Here is a 21,356-nt window from a genome sequence, read left to right as displayed (position 1 = left end):
CAGAGAGAAGAGACCCATGCAGCCTTCAGACCTGAAGAACCTCCGCGTCGCCATCGTCGGCGCGGGATACGCCGGCGCGGCGGCGGCCAAGGCACTGAGCCTGCTCGGCGCCGATGTCGACGTGTACGAGCAGGCCACCGAGGTCCGGGAGGTCGGCGCCGGCATCGGTCTGCGTCCGTCCAGCATGGACCGCTTCCGCGAATGGGGGATCTTCGACGCGATCGCGAACGTGAGCTCGCCGAGTGACTACTTCGAGATCCTCACCGCCACCGGTGATCCGATCATGAAGGACACCTGGCCGGCCTCCGCCGACCAGACGAAGACCTACCTGATCCACCGCGGTGACTTCATCGACGCTCTCCTGGGCGTGCTCCCCGACGGCATGGTGCACCTCGGTCACAAGCTGCAGACCGTCGAGGACCGGGGCGACCGTTCCGTCCTCACCTTCACGAACGGCACGACCGTCGAGGCCGACCTGGTCGTCGGCGCCGACGGCATCAAGTCGGTGGTGCGCCGGGAGCTGTTCAGCGACAAGGACCCACGGTTCTCCGGCGAGCACGCCTACCGCGCAGTGATCTCCGTCGACGACGCCCACGGGATGGTCACCGACGACAATCTCCGGATGTACATCGGCAAGGGAACGAAGGTCTACCTGCTGCCGCTGCGCCACCGGGGCCAGGTGTCCTTCGACATCACTGCCCTGTGCCCGGACAGCACCTGGGCGCCGCAGATCACCAAGGACGATCTCCTGAGGACCGTCGAAGGCTTCGACGACCGCATCGTGAACATCACACGCGACCTCGACATGGACACCGTGAACATCCGCGCGGTCTACGACATCGACCCGGTCGACACGTGGCACTCGGACTCGGTCGTCCTCGTGGGCGACGCGGCCCACTCGATGCTGCACCACCAGGGCCAGGGCGCGAACTCGGCAATCCTGGACGCCGGCGGTCTCGCCGACGCCCTGCGGGAGGCGGACTCCGTCAGGGAGGCGCTCGCGTCGTACCAGGCAACCCGCAAGCCGGTGACGGACGAGCTGCAGCGCATCTCCCGTCAGGGATGGACCGAGGACGAGGTCAACGACGTCTTCCCCGGGCAGAAGCCGTCGTCCCAGGCGTCCGTCTCCCAGCCGCAGGTCTGACGCCATGGCACTGCATCCTCAGATCGCACAGGTCCTGGCGAACCTGCCGGCCCCGCCCGAGGGCCCGCTCGACCCCGCGGCCATGCGTGCAGCGGAGGAGTCGCAGGTTGCTCCCGTCGAGGAGCGCCTGCCCCTCCACGCCGTCGAGGACACGACCGCGCAGACCGCGTCGGGGGACGTGCCGGTCCGGATCTACACCCCGGTCGACGCCGACTCGTACGGACTGCTGGTGTACCTCCACGGCGGCGCGTTCTTCCTCGGAAGCCTCGACACGCACGACCACGTCGCGCGGAACCTGGCCGCGGAGACCGGGCTGAAGGTCGTCTCCGTCGGCTACCGCCGGGCACCCGAGGCGGCGTTCCCGGCCGGCCTCCAGGACTGCCTCGGGGTGGTCCGGTGGGCCGCCGAGAACGGCGAGGCCCTGAAGTGGAACGGTGAGACCCTTGCGCTGGCCGGTGACAGTTCGGGCGGCACCTTCGTCGCCGCCGTCGCCGCGATGGCCCGCGACGAGGGATTCGACCGCATCACGCATCAGGTCCTGTACTACCCGTCGCTGGATCTGGACTTCGACGTCGACCGCTACGCTTCCCTGCGGGAGAACGCCGAAGGGTACGGCGTGGAGACGGCCGGACTGAAGGGCTTCAACTCCTTCTACGTCGACAGCGGTGCCGACCCGGCCGACCCGCTCGTCTCCCCGATCAAGCGTGAGGATCTCACCGGGCTGCCCCCGGCGCTGATCGTCACCGCCGAGTTCGACCCCATGCGCGACGAGGGCGAGCTGTACGGCCGGCGTCTGACCGAGGCCGGAGTGGACGCGACGGTGCGGCGCTACGCGGGCGCCAATCACGGTTTCGTCCAGAACTTCTCGTGGATCCCGGAGTTCCACCGGGCGTTCGAGGAGACGGCGGAGTTCCTTCGGCAGGCCCGACCCGGCCGGGGGGAGTGACGTGGTGCAGGACGTGAAGATTCATCCGCTCGTCTCGCCGTGGGGTCGATTCGGTCTCTACAGCTTCTTCATCGACGCCCCGGAGCCGGCGATCGTCGACACCGGGATCGCCTCGTCGCCCGCCGAGGGCATGGCTCCTGCGCTCGAGGCTCTCGGGCGCAGGATCGAGGACGTGCGCTGGATCCTGTTGACCCACGGCCACATCGACCATATCGGTGGGGCGCGCGCCCTGTGGGAACTCACCGGCAGACGGGCCCGGGTCGTGATCCACGAGGCCGACGCGCACCTGTTGCGCTCGCGGCAGGCCCACGTCGACGAGTACCTGTCGGTGCGTGGGCAGTACCTGCACGATCCCGAGGGCGCTGCCGAACAGCTGGCCACGGCGGAGGCCGTCATCTCCGGGGAGATGGAGCCGACGATGCTGGTGCGGGGCGGCGAAAGGCTGTCCCTCGGCGGCGACGTCACCGTCTCGGTGCATTCCATCCCCGGGCACACCGCAGGATCGGTCGCGTACGTCGTCGAGGGGCAGAACTCCGTGTTCGTCGGCGACGCCGTGCAGGTCCACGGGGCGGCCAACGGCTTCCCCGGTTACGAGGATCCGGACGCGTACCGGTCGAGCCTGCAGTACCTGCGGGACGAGATCCGCCCAAATCACCTGTACCTGGGGCATCCGTACCGTCGGGCGGACGGTGTCGCGTACGGCGTCGAACTCGATCGGGACCAGGCTGCCGAGGCACTCCGGGAGAGTGTGGACATCGAGGGCGGCGTCCGCGGCGCGGCCCATCGGTGCCTGTGCGCCGGTCTGCAGGAGACGGATTCGGCGTACTCGCCGTTCGCGCCGGTGGCGGAGGAACTCGGCTACGAGGGGGATCCGACGCTCGAACCGTCCCCGTTCTTCACGTCGCTGCACGGCTACCGCACACAGTTCACCCAGAAGTCTTGACAGAGGATAGGAGTCGCAGACTCATGGCCGATTTCGAAGAATTCGACGCGGGTGGGCAGACCATCCACATCCACAAGGATCTCCGGGTCCCGATGCGGGACGGGATCGAGCTGGCGGCAGACGCCTACCAGGGTGTCGACGACAAGCCTCGACCGGCGCTGGTCGCGCTGAGCCCCTACGGCAAGGAGCTGCAGGCGCTCGCCCTCACGACGCCGCCGCAGCGTCGCCCGAGCCCGATGTGGGACGGCTGCATCGAAGCCGGGGACATCGCCCGCGTCGTCGCGGAGGGCTACGTCCACGTGATCGGCGACCTGCGCGGCTCCGGCGCCTCCGAGGGCGAACACATCGGCAACTACAACGCCGGCGGCGTGCCGCTGGGGCAGGACGCCTACGACTTCATCGAGTGGGTCGCCGAGCAGCCGTGGTGCGACGGCAACGTCGGCATGATCGGCATCTCCTATTTCGGGTCGATGCAGGTGCTCGCCGCCGCGGAGCGTCCGCCGCATCTGAAGGCGATCTTCGTCAGCGGCGGCCACTACGACTTCTACGAGACCACCTACCACGGCGGCATCATGTGGTTCATGCCGCGGGCCGCCCGCGAGGGCCGCGGCGGCGACTCCGGCTGGGCCTTCACCGACAACGTCAAGTCCCGCATGCTCGAGACGTACTCCCCGGAGGAGATCAGGGAGCGCGTCGCCGAGCGCCTCGAGGATCCGGATGTGGCCGCCTGGCCGAACCTGGTCCACGTGCTGAACTACCCGAAGCACCACGAGGCCTGGTTCGACATCGTGATGAACGAGCTGGACGGCGAGTGGTACGAGGAGCGCAACCCCATCACTCTGGCCCCGAACATCGACATCCCGGTCTATCTGCAGATCGACCAGGGTCGCGGCTGGACGATGGACGGCACGATCGAACTCTTCGACGCGCTGAAGGGTCCGAAGAAGCTGGACATCGGCCCGTACCCGCCCATGCAGTCGCGCCCCTTCATCGAGGAGCACGACAAGATGTTCCGCTGGTACGACTACTGGATCAAGGGCATCGACAACGGGATCATGGACGAGCCCGCGGTGAGCGTCTTCGTCGAGGGCTCGCGTGAGCGGGTGACCGGCAGCCAGTGGCCGCCGAAGGACATCGAATACACGTCCCTCTACCTGCGCCCGCGCGGCAAGCTCTCCACCGAGCCGGAGCCGATGGGTGCGCAGTACGCCGCCCCGGACGGCTTCTATCAGGCCCCGCTGACCGTCACCGACAAGGTCGAGATCCTGAGGTGGGAGACCCCGGTGTTCGAGGAGTCCACGGAGATGATCGGCACCGGTGCCGCGCACATCTTCGCGGAAATCGACCAGCCGGACTCGAACTTCATCCTGCGCCTGTGGGACTACGCCCCGGGCGGCAAGCGCCAGCTGATCACCACCGGCTACCTGAAGGCCTCGCACCGCGAGCTGGACGAGCGCACCACCGAGGGCAACCCGTACCACCCGCACACCCGCGCTGTGCCGGTCGAGCCCGGGAAGATCGAGGAGTACGTGCTGCGCCTCTACCCGTTCGCGAACACCTTCCAGCCGGGTCACAAGCTGACCGTGGAGCTGTCCAACGGGGAGCCGCTGGCCGACGAGCACAACGCGCTGCTCCCGCCGGATGCGTTCCACCTGCCGGTGGGCCGCCCGGTCACCCACAAGATCTACCGGGACGCCGCCCACCGGTCCCGGCTCGTGCTGCCGTTCACGACGCGCAGGGCGGGGGAGAAGGAGTAGCGACAGCGGTTTCGGACGCCACGTCCTTCCGCCACGGTGCGTTACGCTCGGGCATCGTCCCGTCGGCGGAAGGGCAGTGATGCGTGCGGTGCTCGGCGTTGCGATCGATGCCGGTGAGGTCTGTGCGGTGCTCGTGGATGCCGACGTTCCGGCGCTCGGACCGTTCGACACGCAGCGGTGGGCCGCCGGCGAACGCGCGGACGCGGAGGCGGTGCGCCGGGCGCTCGCGGTGATGACCGAGCGGGCCGCGCGGGCCGGGGTGCCGTTTGCCCGCGCCGGACTGGTGGCGTCCGAGGCGGTCGTGCCGGACCCCGGGGAGACCGCGGTGCCGGTGCAGGCCGTGGGGGTCGACGAGGCCCGGCTGGCCTTCCTCGCCGCGGCCCCGGAACTCGAGGGTGTACGGGTGGTGGCACTGATCGGCCGCGACGATGCGGCCACGACCGCGTCGGTCGCCGACATCCGTTCGGGGGCGGTCCTCGCGTCGGTCGCCGTGGCGGAGGACGACTTCGGTGGGATCGCCCCGGCCTTGCCGGAGGCCGCGGACGAGGCCGTGGCGCGGGCCGGGGTGGCGCCGGAGGCGCTGGCCTTCCTGGACCTGCGACCCGGCGACGCCGCGGTCGCCCGGGAGTTGTCCGCGGTGCTCGGCGTGCCGTTCGTGACCCCGCACGGCGTGCCGTGGCACCGGGCCACCGGAGCCGCGCTCGTGGCCGCACACACCGATCGGCCGCCGGCCCCGGCACCTTCCCCGGGCCGCCGGGTGGCGGTGCTGGTGTCGGCCCTCGTCGCGCTGGCCGTGCTGCTCGGCGGCGGGCTGGCCGTCGCCATCGGTGGGACCGGACCGTCCGAGCCGCCGCGCCCGGCCGACGCCGTCCGGTCCGTGCCCGCACCGCAGACCAGCCTCTCGCCGGAGACCGGGACGCCGTCCGCGGTTCCGTGCCCGGGGCGCGACACTCCGGCCGCGCAGGCGCCCGAGGCCCGTCCCGCGGGCTGGTCGGTGCGGGCGTCCGACCCCGACCTCGGCCCCCACCCCGGCCCGACGCCGCCGACGACGACCGTCACCGCACCCCCGTGCGAATGACGTTCCCCCGGAATATCGTTCGATTCAGGCGCGGCGTGCGAGCCGGGCGCCGGCCGCACGCATGGCGTCGAGATCGGTGGCGACCATGATCTCCGCGAATCGGTCGCGGTAGTCACCGAGGTCGTCGCCGACGGATCCCACCACCGCCACCACCGGTACCGTGTGGACCCGGGCGAGGATCGCCGAGACGATCTTTCCGGCACGGGACTGTCCGTCGAGGCGGCCCTCGCCGACGACGACGAGGTCGGCGCCGGCGAGGGCCGCGTCGAAACCGACGGCGTCGAGCACGAATTCGGCTCCCGAGCGCAGGTCCGCGCCGAACTGCGCCCACATGCCGCCGGCGAAACCGCCGGCCGCGCCGGTGCCGTCGACCTCACGCGGATCACGCGGAAGCGTCACGGCCGCGTCCTCGAGGCGCCGCGTGAGCCGCTCCACGGCTGTCTCGTCGGCGCCCTTCTGCGGGCCGAACACCACGGCGGCGTCGGCGTAGCGGGTGGTCACGTCCGTCAGCACCGTGACGGTGGCGGTGCCCAGGCCGCCGGCCTCCACGATGGCGGTGATCGCGCCGAGCCCGCCGTCGGTCGTGGCCGACCCGCCGGCCGCGACGACGATGTGCGTGGCGCCGCGCCGCAGTGCCTCGACCATCGCCAGCCCGGTGCCGTAGGTGTCCGCCGTCATCGGATCACGGAAGCCCTTGTGCGGTGTGGTGATTCCGCTGAAGGTGGCGAGTTCGACGACTGCGGTGCCGTCCTCGCCGAGTCCGAACGATCCCGAGCACGGTGCGCGCCAGGGGTTCACGGATTCCATCTCGATCAGCTCGAGGCCGAGCGGGCCGGTGAGCACGTCGAGGGTGCCATCGCCGCCGTCGGCCACCGGCATCCGGATCGCCTCGAGCCCGGCGGATTCCGCGCCGGCCGCCACCTCCTCGGCGACCTCCGCGGCCCGGTACGTGCCCTTGAAACTGTCCGGAGCGATCAGCACCCTCACCGGTTCACCACCCATTCGAACGCCGCGGCCTCGGATCGGGCCCCCTGCGCAGCGCGGGAGCGGTTCGGCTCGCCCAGCTCGGCGACGACGGACTCCCCGAGCCGGACCAGGTCGGCGAACACCGCCGGGGTCAGCCAGGGGGGCCGGGTGGCGAAGAGCAGGTCCTCGCTCGCGGTGTTGCCGCTCGCGCCGGGGGCGAACGGGCAGCCGCCGAGACCGCCGAGCGAACCGTCCACCACCGCGGCGCCCGCCCCGATCGCCGCGAGGCTGTTGGCGACGCCCAGACCCCAGGTGTCGTGGCCGTGGAAGACGATGCGGCGGGCGGGGGAGTCGTCGCGCACCCGGGACACCAGCGCCGCGACCTGCGCCGGCACGGCCTGGCCGAGGGTGTCCGCCAGGACGATGTCGGCGGCGCCGTCGGCGCGGGGGTCGCACGCGATCTCGAGCACCCGATCGGGGTCGACAGGCCCGTCGAACGGGCAGGTGAACGCCGTGGCCAGGCAGAGCTGGATGCTGCCGCCGGCAGCGCGGGCGTGCTCCACCGCGGCGGGCATCGCGGCGAGGCTCGCGTCGGTGTCCCGGCCGATGTTGGCACGGTTGTGTGCATCCGACACCGACAGGCAGTACTGGAAGTGCCGGGCGCCGGCGGCGGCCGCCTTCTCCACGTGCCGCGGCGTGGCCACCCAGATGTAGCAGCGGTCGAGTTCCTCGGGCGTGAGCATCCCGATCAGTTCGACGGTGCCGGCCATCGGGGGCACCAGATCGGGCCGGGCCATCGAGCCGATCTCGAGCTGCGGCACGCCGGCGGCCAGCAGGGCACGGACGATCTGTGCCCGGCGCTCGACGGGCAGCACCTTGCCGGTCAGTTGCAGCCCGTCGCGCAGGGTCACATCGCGCAGTTGCGGTGCCCCGGCCCTCACGACACCACCGCTCACGACACCACCTCCAGGAGCTCGTCGATCTCGGCCTCGGTCCGGCCGAGCAGGCCGCCGAGGATCTCGCGGGTGTGTTCGCCCAGGTCCGGCCCGACGTTGCGGATCGGCAGCGACCGGCCGCCGAGCACGGGCACGATGCCCGGGAACCCGACCTGTTTCGGCTCGTCCTCGCCGACGTCGACGGCGAAGTGCTGGATCATGTTACGGGCCCGGTACTGCTCGTCGTCGACGATGTCGGCCGCCGTGTAGATCGGCCCGCACGGCACCCCCGCGGCCTCGAGGATCCCGAGCACCTCGTCGCGCGGCCGGCGCCGCGTCCAGTCGGCGATCGCGGCGTCGAGTTCCTCCCGCCGGTCCCACCGCCCGTGGTTGGTGGTCAGGCCGGGATCGTCGGCGAGGTCGGGCCGCTCGATGGTGCGCATGTAGCGCTGGAAGATGGCGTCCGCGTTGCCGGCGATGATCACGGAGGTGCCGTCCGAGCAGGGGTAGGCGTTCGAGGGGGCGATGCCCTCCATGCGGCCGCCGACCCGTTCGCGCCGGACGCCGTAGGCGAGGTAGTCGGGAATCAGCGATTCCATCATCGACAGCATCGACTCGTTCAGGGCGACGTCGACGACCCGGTTCACCATCGGCAGCGACCCGATCAGCTGCCGCTGCAGCAGCGCCGTGACCGAGCCGAAGGCCGCGTACAGCCCGGCGATGGAGTCGCCGATCGACACCCCGACCCGCACCGGCGGCCGGTCCGGGTCCCCGACGAGTTCGCGGAACCCGCCGACGGCCTCGGCGACGGCCGCGAATCCGGGGCGATCCGCGAGGGGCCCCGTCTGGCCGAACGCGGAGATCCGGGTGATCACCAGGTCGGGCTTGATCTCCGACAGCACCTCGGGGCCCATGCCCCATTTCTCCAGGGTGCCCGGCCGGAAGTTCTCGAGCAGCACGTCGCAGTGGCGCACCAGATCGAGGATCACGGCCCGGCCCGCGTCGGTACGCAGGTCCACCACGATGGACTTCTTGTTGCGGTTCACCGTGCGGTACAGCATCGACGTGTCCCCGGCGTACAGGCGCCAGTTGCGCAGTTCGTCGCCGGTGCGGGGACGTTCGACCTTGATGACCTCGGCGCCGAAGTCGGCGAGCAGCCGGCCCGCGGTGGGTGCGGCGATGTAGTTGCCGAGTTCGAGGACGCGGATGCCCTCGAGAGGGCGCAGGATCTCCTCCGAGTTCATGGGCAACAGTGTGCCCTGTGCCGCTGCGCGGCGTGTGCCCTGTGCCGCTGCGCGGCGTGTGCCCTGTGCCGCTGCGCGGCGTGTGCCCTGTGCCGCTGCGCGGCGTGTGCCCTGTGCCGCTGCGCGGCGTGTGCCCTGTGCCGCTGCGCGGCGTGTGCCCTGTGCCGCTGCGCGGCGTGTGCCCTGTGCCGCTGCGCGGCGTGTACCCCGCACCGCCGGCGAGCGGACACGCCGCGCCCCTCCCGCGATCGTGTGACCCAGCGCACTATTCTTCGTAGTCGGGCGGGGGGCCTCGGGAAGGTGCTTGGGTCATGGTGGTCGCGAAAGTCGTTCTGTGGTGTGCGCTGCTGGCGGGTCTGGTCGGCGCCGGGATCGCCGTCAACGCGCTGCACGTGCACGGTGCCGTCGGCTCACTGATCGTGGCGTCGGTCGCGGGCCTGGTGCTGCTGCGGCTTCGGCCCGCGGCCCAGCTCGAGGTCGAGCCGGATCGCGTCACGCCCTGACCGGCCGCACCCCTGGGCTTGCGAGGCCAGGCCGAAGCCACGAACTCCCGTGGACGGGCCAGCTTTGCGACTCTTGAGCTTGCCATTGCAGGCATAGCCCTGGACAACTGCGCGTAGCGACGGCACACTCGACGCAAAGCATGCCGTCGCAAGCACAGGGAGGAGGCGCCGTGGCCACGCCCCGCCGTCGCGCCCGCACGGGACGCGGCGGTCTCGGTGACCACTTCGTCGACCGGCGGCACCGGCTCGGCCTCACCCAGTCCGAGCTGGCCGACCTCGCCGGGGTGTCGCGCTCGAGCGTCCAGTCGCTCGAGTCCGGCCGCGCCACCGTGCAACTCGACCTCGTCGTGGCGATCGCCGACGCGCTGGGCTGCGACCTGACCCTCACCATGCGCGGCGACCGGGCCGGGTGAGCGCGGTGGTCGAACGCCTGGTCGCCGTCGACAGCGCCGACGTGTACAAGGGCGACCGCTTGGCCGGGCACCTCACCCGGGACGGCCACGATGTCGTGTTCCGGTACGCGCAGGACTACCTCGACGATCCGGCCGCTCCCGCCCTCGCGTGGACGGTGCCGAAGACCGGCGAGGAGGTCCGCGCCGGCGGCGGCAGCGTGCCCCCGTTCTTCGCCGGCCTGCTGCCGGAGGGCATCCGGCTCCGCGGCGCCGTCGCCGCCACCAAGACCTCCGAAGACGACCATCTCACCATCCTCATGGCGGTCGGCGCGGACACCATCGGCGATGTGCGGGTGCTCCCCGCCGGCGCTCGGCCCCCGACGTCGACGCTCCTGCTCGACCCGGATGCCGTCCGGCGCGAGGACCTGCACGAGCTGTTCGACCGGATCTCCGGCCACGAGTCCGTCGTCCTCGACCCGACCTCCCTGCCGGGAGTGCAGGCGAAGGTGTCGGCCCAGATGTACTCCGCCCCCGTCGCGACGGTGCAGGGCCCCGCCATCCTCAAACTCGCACCGCCCCGCGGCTACCCCCGCCTGGTCGAGAACGAGCACTTCTTCATGGGTCTCGCGACCGCCTGCGGCCTCGCCGTCGCCGGGCATCAGCTCGTCTACGACCGCAGGGGCAACGCGGGACTGCTCGTCGCCCGCTTCGACCGATGGATCGGTCCCGGCCACACCGTCCACCGCACCGCGCAGGAGGACGCCTGCCAGGTCCTCGGTGTCTACCCGGCGGCCAAGTACCGGCTGAAGACCGAACGCGTCGTCGAGGCGCTGGCCGCCGCGTGCGAGCGCGGCGGCGGATCGGCCCGCGTCGCCACCCTCGAACTGCTGCGGCTCGTGGCCTACTCGTACGCCGTCGGCAACGGCGACCTGCACGGGAAGAACTTCTCCATCCACCTGACCGAGGCCGGGCTGTGGGCCGTCACCCCGGCCTACGACCTCCTGTGCACCCAGCCCTACCTCGGTTGGCGCGACCCGATGGCCCTCGACCTGTACGGCAAGGCCAACAAGCTCACCCGCCGCCACTTCGTCGAGTCCGGTGGCCGGCTCGGCGTGCCCGAACGCGCCGTCGTCCGGATGCTCGACGGGATCCGGCGCGGGATCGCCGGCGGCCTCGACCGCGTCGCCGAGATCGGGTTCGACGACCGGGACACGGCCCGTCTGCGGGACATGCTGGTCCGGCGCGCCGACGAACTCGGCTGATCCGGTCGTCGTACGACGGCCGGACCGCCGGCCGGTAGAGTCCCCGACGGGCGTTCCGCACGAGACCGCGGTCGCCTGTCGCGCATCGAAGAGGAGCACCGGGTCGTGTCGCTGTGGTCGACTGCACTGTCCCCCGGGATGCTCAGCGAGTACGTCTGGCTCGACCTGATGCCGTGGCTCGACCGGTACGGCTCGGCCCGCAACGCGCAACTGGCCGCCCTCGTCCCCGACGAACGCTGGTGGGAACGCCGGTCCCCGGCGGAGACCGCCGCCTCCGCCGACGTCGTGGCGATCTGTGGGGAACTGGCCCGCATCTACGTCACCGAGCACCCCGATCTCGCGTTCTCCACGGGAATCGCCGACACCGTCGACGTCCCCGTCGCGGCGCTCGGGCTCGGCACCCGCGCCGCCGCCACCGTCGCGCGGCTGCCCCGCGCGGCGACCACCGCCGGCCTGCTCGGCTACACGCCCGCCGCCCTGTTCTCCGTGCGCGGTGCGGGCCCGGAGACCGTGCACCAGATCGTGCAGGCCGTCCTCGTCCTCGCGATCCTGCGGGACCCGGCGTCGCTGCGGGTGGCGACCGACGCCCCCACGCTCCCGCCGGCGCTGTCGCTGCTGATCGACGACCTCGTCGCGCTCGCGCGGTGGCGCGGGCTGCGCGCCGACCCCGACCGGCCGTTGGTGCGGGTCGAGCTCGAGGACGGCACCCCCGAGGAGATCCAGCAGGTCGCCGCGCGCATCGCCGCCCTGACCGCGCGTGACCTGCCCGTGCCGGCGCCCCACCGCGCGCTCGACGAACTCGCCGCGTACGTCGCCGGGCTGTCCGCGCCCGAGCGCGACGCGATCCGCCGCCGCGTCCTCGGCGACGAGCCGCCCGACCCGGACGCCCCGTCGACCTTCGCGTTCGGTACCGCCGTCGGCGACCTGCTCGCGGCGCTGCGCGTGGACGTGCGCCCCGTCGCCGCCCTCGACCGGATGCTGGGGTTGCGGCCGGAGCTGGCCCAGCCCGTCCCCGGGCTCGACGTGCCGCTGTGGCGGGCTCTCGCCCGCCTCGACGACCGCTTCGAGGTGGTCGACGGGTGGGTCGCCGTGCCCGGTCTGGCCGAGGCCGAGCGGCGCACCCACGCGCTGCTCGCCGAGTTCGAATCCCCGAACGGGGTCGTCGAACCCGCGGCCGTCGCTGTCGTGTGGGACCTGCCCGCCGCGGAGTTCGCCGCGTGGCTGCGCCGGTGCGGTGTACCGATGTTCGAGGGCCGCGCTCTGACCCGGCGGTCCGCGTTCGCCGATCATGCCGCGGCGGTTCTCGAGGTGATCGGGGATCCGCTGCCGGCCGCGGAGCTCGTCGACCGCATGGGCACCCCCGCGGGTCCCGCCGCCGTGATCGACGCGATCGGCGCAGACGAACGGTTCACGCTCTCCGAGGACGGCAGGTGGTCACTCAGCGAATGGGAGACCGACGAGGCGGGCGCGGTGCGCGGCCGCATCGCCCGGATCGTCGACGCCGACGGCGGATCCGCCGACCTGGACCGCGTCGTCGACCGTCTGGTCGAGCGTTTCGGGGTGTCGCCGACCAGCGCCCGCATCTTCGCCGGCAGCGGCGACTTCGAGATCGTCGACGGCCGGGTGCGCCGGCGCCGCCGCACCCACGTGAGCATCAAGCCGCCGCACCGCACCCGCCGCCTCTACCGCCTCGGCGATGTGTGGCGGCTGCGGGTCACCGCCACGCGTGACCACCTGCGCGGTGCCGACTTCCCGGTGCCGTCCGCGGTCGCGGGGGTCATCGGCTGCGCGCCGGGCCGCGAGGTCTCCCTGTCGTCCCGGCTGGGCACCCAGGTCATGCGCTGGACCGGCGCGTCCCCCCATCTCGGCAGCGTGCGACGGTTTCTCGAGGACCTCGGGGTGGACGAGGGCAACGAGATGTTCCTCGAGTTCCACCCCGGCGGCCGGTTCGACGTGCTGCCGCTGCGCACCGTCGCCGACAACGCCGAACCGCTGCGCAAGGCGCTCGCCCTCATCGGCCACTCGGCCCCGGAGATCGTGCCGGACGAGGGCGTCGCGCCGGCCTTCGCCGCCGCCGTCGGCCTGGGCGACGAGACCCGGCCGCGCCGGGTGCTCAGCGCCTACCGGGCCCGGCACGAGGCCGAGGTGACCGCATTGCTCGAGCAGGCATGGGTGCGCGTGCCAAGCTGAGCGCATGCCGATCCGCAGACCCGAGCATCCGCTGTTGGCGAACGACGCCGAACGCGTCGTCTGGGACGCGCTCGTCCGGCAGCTCGGCGACGGTGATCTCGTCGCCGCGGGCCTGCGCGTCACCGACCATCTCAAGGACCACGAGATCGACTTCGTCCTAGCCCTCGAGGGCCACGGCATCGCGTGCCTCGAGGTCAAGGGCGGCCAGGTGTGGCACGACGGCTTCCAGTGGGTGCAGGCCCGGCAGGGCAAGGACCGGTCGATCGATCCGGTCCGGCAGGTGATGCAGTCCTGCTACGCGCTGCGCCGCTACGTCGAGGCCGACCCCCGCTGGACGCAGGGCCGGCTGCGCTGGGACCACTTCGTCGTCCTGCCCAACACCGAGGTCCGCGCCGACTTCGCCCTGCCCGAGTGCCCCCGCTGGAAGGTGATCGACCGCAACGACCTCGGCAGCATCGCCGAACGGCTGCGCGCGGTGCTCGACAAGCAGGAACTCGACCGGCCGGCCCTCGTCGCCGACGGCGTCGACCAGTTCGCCGAGGTGCTCGCGGGCCGTGGCCTGCCACAGCGCGACGTGGTTTCGCGTGCCGTCGCCAACGAGGACGCCGCGGACCGGCTCACCGAGCAGCAGGCCGTCATCCTCGACGCGACCCGCCTGCTGACCCGGGTCGAGGTGCGCGGCGGCGCCGGCACAGGCAAGACGTTCCTCGCCCTCGAGCAGGCCCGGCGCCTCGCCGAGCAGCACCAGCGGATCGCGTTGATCTGCTATTCGCACGGCCTCGCGTCGTACCTGCAGCGGATCACCGCGACGTGGAACCGGAAGAAGCGGCCCGCATACGTCGGCGAGTTCCACGCCCTCGGCCGGCTGTGGGGGGCCGCCGAGGGTCCCGACGAGGCCCTGCGCACCGCCGACACCGTGCGCTTCTGGGAACACGACCTGCCCGCCCAGATGACCGAGCTGGCCCGGTCGCTGCCGGAGGGACAGCGCTTCGACGCGGTCGTCGTCGACGAGGCGCAGGACTTCGCCGACGCCTGGTGGGATCCGATCATGGCCGCCCTGCGCGACGAGGAGACCAGCGGCATCTACGTGTTCACCGACGAGGCGCAGCGGGTGTTCGACCGGGAGGGCCGGCCCCCGGTGCCGCTGGTTCCGCTGGTGCTCGACCACAACCTGCGCAACACCCGGCAGATCGCGGGGACCTTCGGCCCGCTCGTCGGGCAGCGGATGCGGCTGCTCGGCGGCGACGGCCCCGACGTGCAGTTCGTCGCGTGCCGCGGCGACGAGGCGCTCGCCGTGGCCGACGACCGGATCGACGCCCTGCTCGAGGAGGGCTGGCGGCCCGGCGACGTCGCGCTGCTCGCGACGGGCAGCCGGCACCCGGAGCAGGTGGCGCGCCAGTCCGAGGGCAACTCGGCGTACTGGGACAGCTTCTGGGACACCGAACAGGTCTACTACGGGCATGTCCTCGGCTTCAAGGGACTCGAGCGCCGGGCGGTGGTGCTCGCGGTGAACGAGACGCAGCCCCAGGAGCGCTCGCGCGAGCGCCTGTACGTGGGGTTGTCCCGGGCCCGCGACCAGCTGGTGGTGTGCGGGGACCCGGACTTCGTCCGGCAGGTCGGCGGTCCGGAGCTGGCGGCACGGCTGGGGATCGGCCGATGAGCCTGCTGCGGGACTGGACGGTGTCGGCGACGGCGGGGGAGTTCGTCGGATTCCTCGTTCCCGCCGTCGTCGGGGCCGTGCTGTTCGACAGTGCCGCGGCGTTGCCGGCGCTGATGGTGGCCGGTGTCGTCGAGGGATCGGTGCTGGGCTGGTCGCAGGCGCGGGTGCTGCGGCACCGGCTGCCGGCGATGTCGGTCCGGCGCTGGGTGCTGGGCACGGGTGTCGCCGCCGCGTGCGCCTACCTGCTGGGGATGTCGCCCTCGACCTTCTACGAGACGTGGTCCGCGTGGCCGGTGGCGATCCCGATCGCGCTCGGTGTCCTCTTCGGCGTGGCGTTGCTGGGTTCGATCGGGGTCGCGCAGTGGCTCGAGCTGCGTCGGCACCTCCCGCGCGCCGGGCGCTGGATCGTGTGGACGGCCGGTGCGTGGCTGGCCGGTCTCACGCTGTTCCTCGTGGTGTGCACGCCGCTGTGGCAGCCCGGCCAGCCGCTGTGGCTCACCGTGGCGATCGGGGCGCTCGGCGGCCTGCTGATGGCGTTCGTGACCGCCCTGGTCACCGGCTTCGGCATTCGTCACCTGCTCGGCACGGAGCATCCTGCTGCGCCCGTCGTGCGCGCGTAGCACCATGGAGCCATGGCCGACGACGCGCACATCGAGGAACCGGGTCCCGCCGACGAAGCCGTCGCCCGCGCCCTGCGGGACGCGATCGTCTCGGTCGAGGCCGCCGTCGCGCGGGTGCACGAGTTCTCCGCGGAGATCTTCGAGCTGGTCGGCGCACCCGGAGGCGGGGACGCCGTCGACCACCACAACGCGCTGACCAGGGTGGCTGGGCTCCTGGACGCCACCGGGCAGCTGCGCGCCACCGACTGGGAATCCGTGCGCGGCCTCGGCGACGTACTCGCCGATCGGGCCGGGCGGCTGCGAGCCCACACCGGAGAAGTGCTCGACGGGCTCGCCGCCGACGCTCCGGCGCAGGACCGGGTGGCCTGCCTGCAGCAGGCCGTGGAGACCGACCGGCTCGGCGAGACGTTGCAGCTACTCGTCCTCGTCGAGGACTCGCTGAACCTGTGGCAGCGGCTGCGGCTCGCGCGGATCCGCACCACCGAACCGGACCGGCTCGAGCACGAATGCGCGGCGATCGGCACGACGCTCGCCGGGCGCGTCGAGCGGGACGTCGGGCTGCTGCTGCGCGCCCGCGCACGGCTGGCGAGCTACGCCGCGCTCAAGCCGTTCGAGCTGGTGCGATGGCTGTCGACCGCCCGGGTGAAGAAGGACATCGCCCGGCTCCGGGCGGACCTGGACGACGTCGCGGCGGCGCTCGGCAGCGCCGCGGAGCGCGCCCTCGAGGCCGAGGATCCGTCGGTGGCCGAGAACCTGGCGGAGCTGGGCAACCCGGTCCGGGCCGTCAGCGGTGCCCTCGGCGACAGCGCCCGCACCCTCGGCGGCCGGGCCGTCGGGGCGGGCAGCACCGGGGTCGGGAAGCTGGGCCGGGGGCTGCACCGGGTCGCGGAGCCCCGCCGGCGGCCGGGCGGCGACGTGCCGCTGACGACCGCCCCCGACGCCTGACCGCCGCGACGGGCGCGGCGCGGACCGCCCATATGATCGATTCATGAGCAGCGACCGGGCGCCGGCCTTCACCATGCGGCAACTGGTCGCCTTCGTCGCCGTCGCCGAGACCGGGACGATCAGCGCGGCGGCCGACCGGCTGCTGGTGTCGCAGTCGGCGGTGTCGCTGGCGGTCACCGAACTCGAGAAGGCGCTGTCGGCGCAGCTGTGCGTGCGCCGCCGTGCCCACGGCGTGCACCTCACGCCGGCGGGGGAGTCGCTGCTGGCCCGGGCGCGGGCCCTGCTGCAGCAGGCGAGCGAGATCGAGGACGAGATGCTCGGGGCGGGCGGCGAACTCGCCGGCCGGCTCGCCGTCGGGTGTTACACGACGGTCGGGCCGACGATCCTGCCGCCGCTGCTGTCCGAGTTCACCGAGCTTCATCCGCGGGTGTCGCTCGAGTTCCGGGAGGCGATGGCCGACGAGCTGGGCGAGCGGCTCGAGGGCGGGGCGCTGGACGCGGTGATCACCTACGACCTGGAGCTGCCACCGGCATGGCGCACCGCCACGCTGATGACGAGGCGGCCGGCGCTGGTCGTGCAGGCGGGGCACCGGCTGGCGGCCACGCCCGGCCCGGTGGAGCTGGCCTCGGTGCGGGACGAACCGATGGTGTTGCTCGACGCGGTGCCGGCGTCGACACACGCGATGCAGGTGTGTGCGCGGGCCGGGTTCACGCCCCGGATCGAGTACCGGTCGGCGAACTACGAGACCGTGCGGGCGTACGTCGGCCGGGGCCTGGGCTGGACGATCATGCTGCACCAGCCGCAGCTCAACCGCACCTACGGCGGACTGAAGATCGTGCTGTTGCCGATCGACGTCCCCGACCTCGATCCGGTGCGGCTGGTCATCGCCTGGCGTCCCGACGTGGTGCTCAGCCGGGTGGTACGCGAGTTCATCTCGTTCGCAACGGCCCGCGTGGGCGCGCTGTGAGCGGCGCCGCCGACCATTCTTGAGTATTTCTCATATCGATCAGCAGATTCCTGTTCTTTTCTGAGGTTGTGACTGCGGACATACTGGGTTCCGACGCGCTGATCGGCAGCGCGCGGTCCGGGTTCCGTTCCCGGCTCCGATGAGAAGCGCTGATTCACAACCACTTCGAGGAGATCGATAATGTCTGCCACGGACGCCCTGCATCCGCCGGTCCTCTTCGCGCCGGAACACGAGGAGTTCGCCCAGTGGGTCCGCGAGTTCGCGGCACCGCACGCCGAGAGCTACCTCGAACGCGCCCACCGCGAGGAGTTCCCGTGGGACCTCGCCGAGAAGATGGCCGCACAGGGCCTCCTCGGCCTCGGCGTCTCCGAGGAGAACGGCGGTCAGGGCCGCATCGGCGAGGTGCTCACCAAGACGCACCTCGGCATCGCCCACGAGGAACTGGCCTACGCGAACTTCTACCTCAGCCAGCTCGCCTACACGAACAACCTCACCGGCCCGCTGCTCGAGCGCTTCCTCGCCCCCGATGTCGCGAAGGACTGGGTGCGCGGCATCGTCGAGGGCCGCCACGTCGTCGCCCTCGGCCTGACCGAGCCGGGCAGCGGCTCGGACGCGATGGCCATGCGCGCCAAGGCCGAGAAGGTCGACGGCGGCTGGAAGCTCAACGGCGAGAAGACGTCCATCACCTTCGCCCCGCACGCCAAGGCGATGATCACCTTCGTCAAGGCCCGCGGCGCCACCCCGGAGGAATCCGGCGTCACCGCCTTCCTCGTGCCCCTCGACTCCGACGGCGTGAGCATGCAGAAGTTCCCGGACGCCGGCTGGAAGCCGCTCGGCCGGGCCGGTGTGTTCCTCGACGACGTCTTCGTCCCGGACGAGTACGTCATCGGTGGCGTCGGCAACGGATTCCGGCTCGTCATGAGCGAATTCGACTACACCCGTTCGGTCATCGGCCTGATGTCGACCGGAGTCGCCCGCAAGGCCCTCGACATCACCATCGACTACGTCAAGTCCCGCAAGGCGTTCGGCAAGCCGGTCGCCTCGTTCCAGGGTGTGTCCTTCCCGATCGCCGAGAACGCCACCAAGCTCGAGGCGGCCCGCTGGCTCACCTACCGCGCCCTCTCTCTCGCCGACGCCGGCAGGCCCTTCACGAAGGAGGCCGCGATGACCAAGCTCTACGCCACCGACGTCTCGCTGCAGACGATCCGCGACTGCATCGTCGCCCACGGCCACAGCGGCTTCGCCGAGGAACTGCCGCTGCAGGCCATGCTGCGCGACGTCTCCGGACTCGAGATCGGCGAGGGCACCCCGCAGATCCAGAAGGTCGTCATCGGCCGCGCGCTGCTCGGACGGGAGGCCACCGCATGAGAACCAGCCGGCGCCGCGCCCTCGACGGGGTGCGGGTCATCGACCTGACCCAGGCCCTCGCCGGGCCGTTCTGCACGTCGCTGCTCGCCGACCAGGGGGCCGACGTGATCAAGGTGGAGCCGCCGCGCGGCGACTTCCTCCGCTACGCCGGCCCGTTCGCCTCCGACGACGAGCCCCGCGACTACGGCGGAGTGTTCCAGTCGGCCAACCGCAACAAGCGCTCGATCGTGCTGGACCTGAAGAAGCCCGACGCCCGCGACGTGCTGCTGCGCCTGATCGACGACGCCGACATCCTCGTCGAGAACTTCAGCGCCGGCGTCATGGACCGCTTCGGCCTCGACTACGACACCCTCGCCGCGCGCAATCCCCGCCTGGTGTACGCCTCGATCCGCGGATTCGGCGACAAGACCGGCGGGCACAGCCCCTACCGGGACTGGCCGGCCTTCGACATCGTCGCGCAGGCCATGGGTGGGCTCATGTCCATCACCGGTACCGACGCCGAGCACCCCGTCCGGGTGGGTTCCGGTGTCGGCGACACGGTTCCGGGCCTGTTCGCCGCCTTCGGGATCCTCGCCGCCCTGCGCGACGCCGAGCGCACCGGGCAGGGCCAGTACGTCGACGTCGCCATGGCCGACGCCGTCCTCGCGATCTCCGAGGTCGTGGTCAACACCTACGGCCACACCGGCCGGGTCCCCGGCCCGCTCGGCAACCAGCTGCAGGGCTTCGCGCCGTTCGACACGGTGCAGGCACAGGACGGCGTCGTCGCGCTGGGTGCCCCGCACAACCCGCAGTGGGCCAAGCTCGCCGCCGTCATGGGGCAGCCGGAACTCGTCGACGACCCGCGGTTCGCCACCGACCACGACCGGTGGCTCAACCGCGACGCCGTCTACGAGGTGGTCAACGCCTGGACCCGCACCCGCACCGTCGCCGAACTCATCGAGCTGCTCGGCGGCAAGGTGCCGCTCGGCCCGATCCTCGACGCCGCGGACATCTTCGCGGACCCCCACTTCCGGGCCCGCGACATGCTGCCGACCGTCACGCACCCGCACAACGGCCGTGCCGTCACCGTCCCCGGCATCCCCGCCAAGCTCTCCCGCACCCCGGGCGCGGTCGAGCGCCGCGCCCCGCTCGTCGGCGAGCACACCGTCGAGATCCTCCGGGAGGCCGGCCTCGACACCGCCGAACTCACGGCCCTGGCCGACGCCGGCGCCACCGTCATCCCTTCTTCCGCTCAGGAGCACGTCGCATGATCATCACCAAGGTCGAACTGATCCCGGTTTCCACACCGCTGGTCAAGCCGTTTCTCATGCCGGGGACCAGGATCACCCACATCCATTCCGTCGTGCTGAAGCTGCACACCGACGAGGGGATCGTCGGCTATGGCGACAGCGGCGACACCTCCACCTGGTACCGGGGCGAGACCCAGGAATCGATGACGGCGATGATCGCGAACCACATCGCCCCGGCGTTCCTGATCGGCCAGGACCCGCTCAACATCGAGAAGATCGTCGGGCAGATGGACACCTTCGTCCGCGACAACAACCAGGCCAAGGCCCTCGTCGACTTCGCGCTGCACGACCTCAAGGGCAAGGCCCTGGGCGTGCCCGTGTACCAGCTGCTCGGCGGGAAGAACGCCGACGCCTCCGTGCAGGGCTGGGTCGCCTCCGCCGGCCCGGTCGACCAGGTGGTCGCCGAGGCCGTGCAGGCCCACGAGAAGGGCTTCTGCCTGATCAAACTCAAGTCCGACGGCAACTCCGACCACGACGTGGACAACGTCCGCGAGGTCCGTGCCGCACTGGGCGACTCCGCCCGGATCGTGGTCGACGCCAACGGCTTCTGGAACTACGACCAGGCGCTGAAGACGATGCGCCGGCTGGACCGGTACGGCATGGAGTGCATCGAGCAGCCCGTCCCGCACTGGGACATCGAGGGCATGGCGCGCCTGCGCAGCCGCATCGACACGCCGATCTTCGCGGACGAGTCGGCGCAGGAGCTGCACAACATCCGGGAGATCATCGAACGTCGCGCCGCCGACGGCCTGTTCATCAAGATGCAGAAGGCCGGTGGCCTGCTCAAGGCGCAGCGCTGGCTCACGATGGCGCGCCTCGCCGACATGGCCGTCATGAGTGGCTGCATGATCGGCTCGGGCCTCGAGGCCAGCCCCTCGGCGCACCTGATGATCGCCAACAACTGGGCGTCGCAGTTCACCCACGAGAACCTCGGCCCGCTGATCATCAACAACCAGTGGGAGAACGCCGAGCAGAAGATCACGCAGGACATCGCCCTGAACGTGCCGATCTTCGCCGACGGCAAGCTCTACCCGAACGAGGGCCCGGGCTTCGGCATCGAACTGAACGAGGAGTTCATCGCCTCGCACATCACCGAGGGCAAGCAGACCGTCACCGTCGGCGAGCTCGTCGGCGTCTAGCGACGCCG

The 21,356-nt window shown here is 71.7% G+C and carries 19 protein-coding genes; 16 read left to right on the top strand and 3 right to left on the bottom strand.

From position 1 onward, the window contains the following. The first annotated feature begins 16 nt into the window (after positions 1-16). The 5 genes from JYA75_RS23025 (at position 17) to JYA75_RS23005 (ending at position 5,868) form a co-directional block, all read left to right on the top strand. Positions 17-1,144: an FAD-dependent monooxygenase gene (locus JYA75_RS23025; protein ID WP_203329420.1), complete on the top strand. Its 1,128-nt coding sequence runs from the start codon at positions 17-19 to the stop codon at positions 1,142-1,144. A gap of 4 nt (positions 1,145-1,148) precedes the next feature. Beyond that, the gene (locus JYA75_RS23020) at positions 1,149-2,090 is read left to right on the top strand and encodes an alpha/beta hydrolase (RefSeq protein WP_203329419.1); all 942 of its coding nucleotides are present in this window, start codon (positions 1,149-1,151) and stop codon (positions 2,088-2,090) included. A gap of 13 nt (positions 2,091-2,103) precedes the next feature. Next, positions 2,104-3,033 carry an MBL fold metallo-hydrolase gene (locus tag JYA75_RS23015; RefSeq protein ID WP_231771814.1) on the top strand — a complete coding sequence of 310 codons (930 nt, stop codon included), beginning with the start codon at positions 2,104-2,106 and terminating at the stop codon, positions 3,031-3,033. A 23-nt stretch (positions 3,034-3,056) separates the two neighbouring features. After that, positions 3,057-4,790, top strand: coding sequence for a CocE/NonD family hydrolase (locus JYA75_RS23010; RefSeq protein ID WP_203329418.1), 1,734 nt, complete (start codon positions 3,057-3,059; stop codon positions 4,788-4,790). Between the two features lie 79 nt (positions 4,791-4,869). Further along, on the top strand, positions 4,870-5,868 hold the full coding sequence (locus tag JYA75_RS23005; RefSeq protein ID WP_203329417.1) for a hypothetical protein: 999 nt from the start codon (positions 4,870-4,872) through the stop codon (positions 5,866-5,868). A gap of 24 nt (positions 5,869-5,892) precedes the next feature. Here the strand turns inward: JYA75_RS23005 and JYA75_RS23000 are convergent, their stop codons facing one another. The 3 genes from JYA75_RS23000 to JYA75_RS22990 are packed head-to-tail and all read right to left on the bottom strand — an operon-like array spanning position 5,893 to position 9,013. After that, entirely contained in the window at positions 5,893-6,870 is a 978-nt protein-coding gene (locus tag JYA75_RS23000) for a glycerate kinase (protein ID WP_161996760.1), read from the bottom strand. Then, complete coding sequence (locus JYA75_RS22995) at positions 6,852-7,790, bottom strand: hydroxymethylglutaryl-CoA lyase (RefSeq protein WP_139310990.1); 939 nt, start codon at positions 7,788-7,790, stop codon at positions 6,852-6,854. Before JYA75_RS22995 ends, JYA75_RS23000 begins: the two co-directional genes overlap by 19 nt. After that, entirely contained in the window at positions 7,787-9,013 is a 1,227-nt protein-coding gene (locus JYA75_RS22990) for a CaiB/BaiF CoA-transferase family protein (protein ID WP_006943021.1), read from the bottom strand. Before JYA75_RS22990 ends, JYA75_RS22995 begins: the two co-directional genes overlap by 4 nt. Before the next feature lie 311 nt (positions 9,014-9,324). Between JYA75_RS22990 and JYA75_RS22985 the strand changes: the two genes are divergently transcribed. The 11 genes from JYA75_RS22985 (at position 9,325) to JYA75_RS22935 (ending at position 21,348) form a co-directional block, all read left to right on the top strand. Next, complete coding sequence (locus tag JYA75_RS22985; RefSeq protein ID WP_006941589.1) at positions 9,325-9,516, top strand: hypothetical protein; 192 nt, start codon at positions 9,325-9,327, stop codon at positions 9,514-9,516. A 170-nt stretch (positions 9,517-9,686) separates the two neighbouring features. Beyond that, entirely contained in the window at positions 9,687-9,929 is a 243-nt protein-coding gene (locus JYA75_RS22980; protein ID WP_203329416.1) for a helix-turn-helix transcriptional regulator, read from the top strand. Between the two features lie 5 nt (positions 9,930-9,934). Beyond that, complete coding sequence (locus JYA75_RS22975) at positions 9,935-11,170, top strand: HipA domain-containing protein (RefSeq protein WP_029542565.1); 1,236 nt, start codon at positions 9,935-9,937, stop codon at positions 11,168-11,170. A gap of 105 nt (positions 11,171-11,275) precedes the next feature. Then, on the top strand, positions 11,276-13,360 hold the full coding sequence (locus tag JYA75_RS22970) for a hypothetical protein (RefSeq protein WP_203329415.1): 2,085 nt from the start codon (positions 11,276-11,278) through the stop codon (positions 13,358-13,360). A gap of 4 nt (positions 13,361-13,364) precedes the next feature. Continuing rightward, on the top strand, positions 13,365-15,020 hold the full coding sequence (locus JYA75_RS22965) for an ATP-binding domain-containing protein (RefSeq protein ID WP_203329414.1): 1,656 nt from the start codon (positions 13,365-13,367) through the stop codon (positions 15,018-15,020). Continuing rightward, positions 15,017-15,640, top strand: a complete 624-nt coding sequence (locus JYA75_RS22960; RefSeq protein ID WP_050034902.1) for a hypothetical protein — start codon at positions 15,017-15,019, stop codon at positions 15,638-15,640. The genes JYA75_RS22965 and JYA75_RS22960 overlap by 4 nt, the downstream gene beginning before the upstream one ends. 12 nt (positions 15,641-15,652) lie before the next feature. Continuing rightward, entirely contained in the window at positions 15,653-16,585 is a 933-nt protein-coding gene (locus JYA75_RS22955) for a hypothetical protein (protein WP_029542573.1), read from the top strand. A 43-nt stretch (positions 16,586-16,628) separates the two neighbouring features. Next, complete coding sequence (locus JYA75_RS22950; RefSeq protein WP_006939143.1) at positions 16,629-17,552, top strand: LysR substrate-binding domain-containing protein; 924 nt, start codon at positions 16,629-16,631, stop codon at positions 17,550-17,552. A 180-nt stretch (positions 17,553-17,732) separates the two neighbouring features. Next, positions 17,733-18,920: an acyl-CoA dehydrogenase family protein gene (locus JYA75_RS22945; protein ID WP_050034903.1), complete on the top strand. Its 1,188-nt coding sequence runs from the start codon at positions 17,733-17,735 to the stop codon at positions 18,918-18,920. Next, positions 18,917-20,170, top strand: a complete 1,254-nt coding sequence (locus JYA75_RS22940) for a CoA transferase (RefSeq protein ID WP_203329413.1) — start codon at positions 18,917-18,919, stop codon at positions 20,168-20,170. The genes JYA75_RS22945 and JYA75_RS22940 overlap by 4 nt, the downstream gene beginning before the upstream one ends. Next, complete coding sequence (locus JYA75_RS22935; RefSeq protein ID WP_006939130.1) at positions 20,167-21,348, top strand: enolase C-terminal domain-like protein; 1,182 nt, start codon at positions 20,167-20,169, stop codon at positions 21,346-21,348. Before JYA75_RS22940 ends, JYA75_RS22935 begins: the two co-directional genes overlap by 4 nt. The last annotated feature ends 8 nt before the right edge of the window (positions 21,349-21,356 follow it).

The organism is Rhodococcus sp. PSBB066 (assembly GCF_017068255.1).
In the GTDB taxonomy this organism is placed as follows: domain Bacteria; phylum Actinomycetota; class Actinomycetes; order Mycobacteriales; family Mycobacteriaceae; genus Rhodococcus; species Rhodococcus aetherivorans.
Note: the sequence above shows the minus strand (reverse complement) of the source record. Positions and strands in the feature narration are given on the sequence as shown.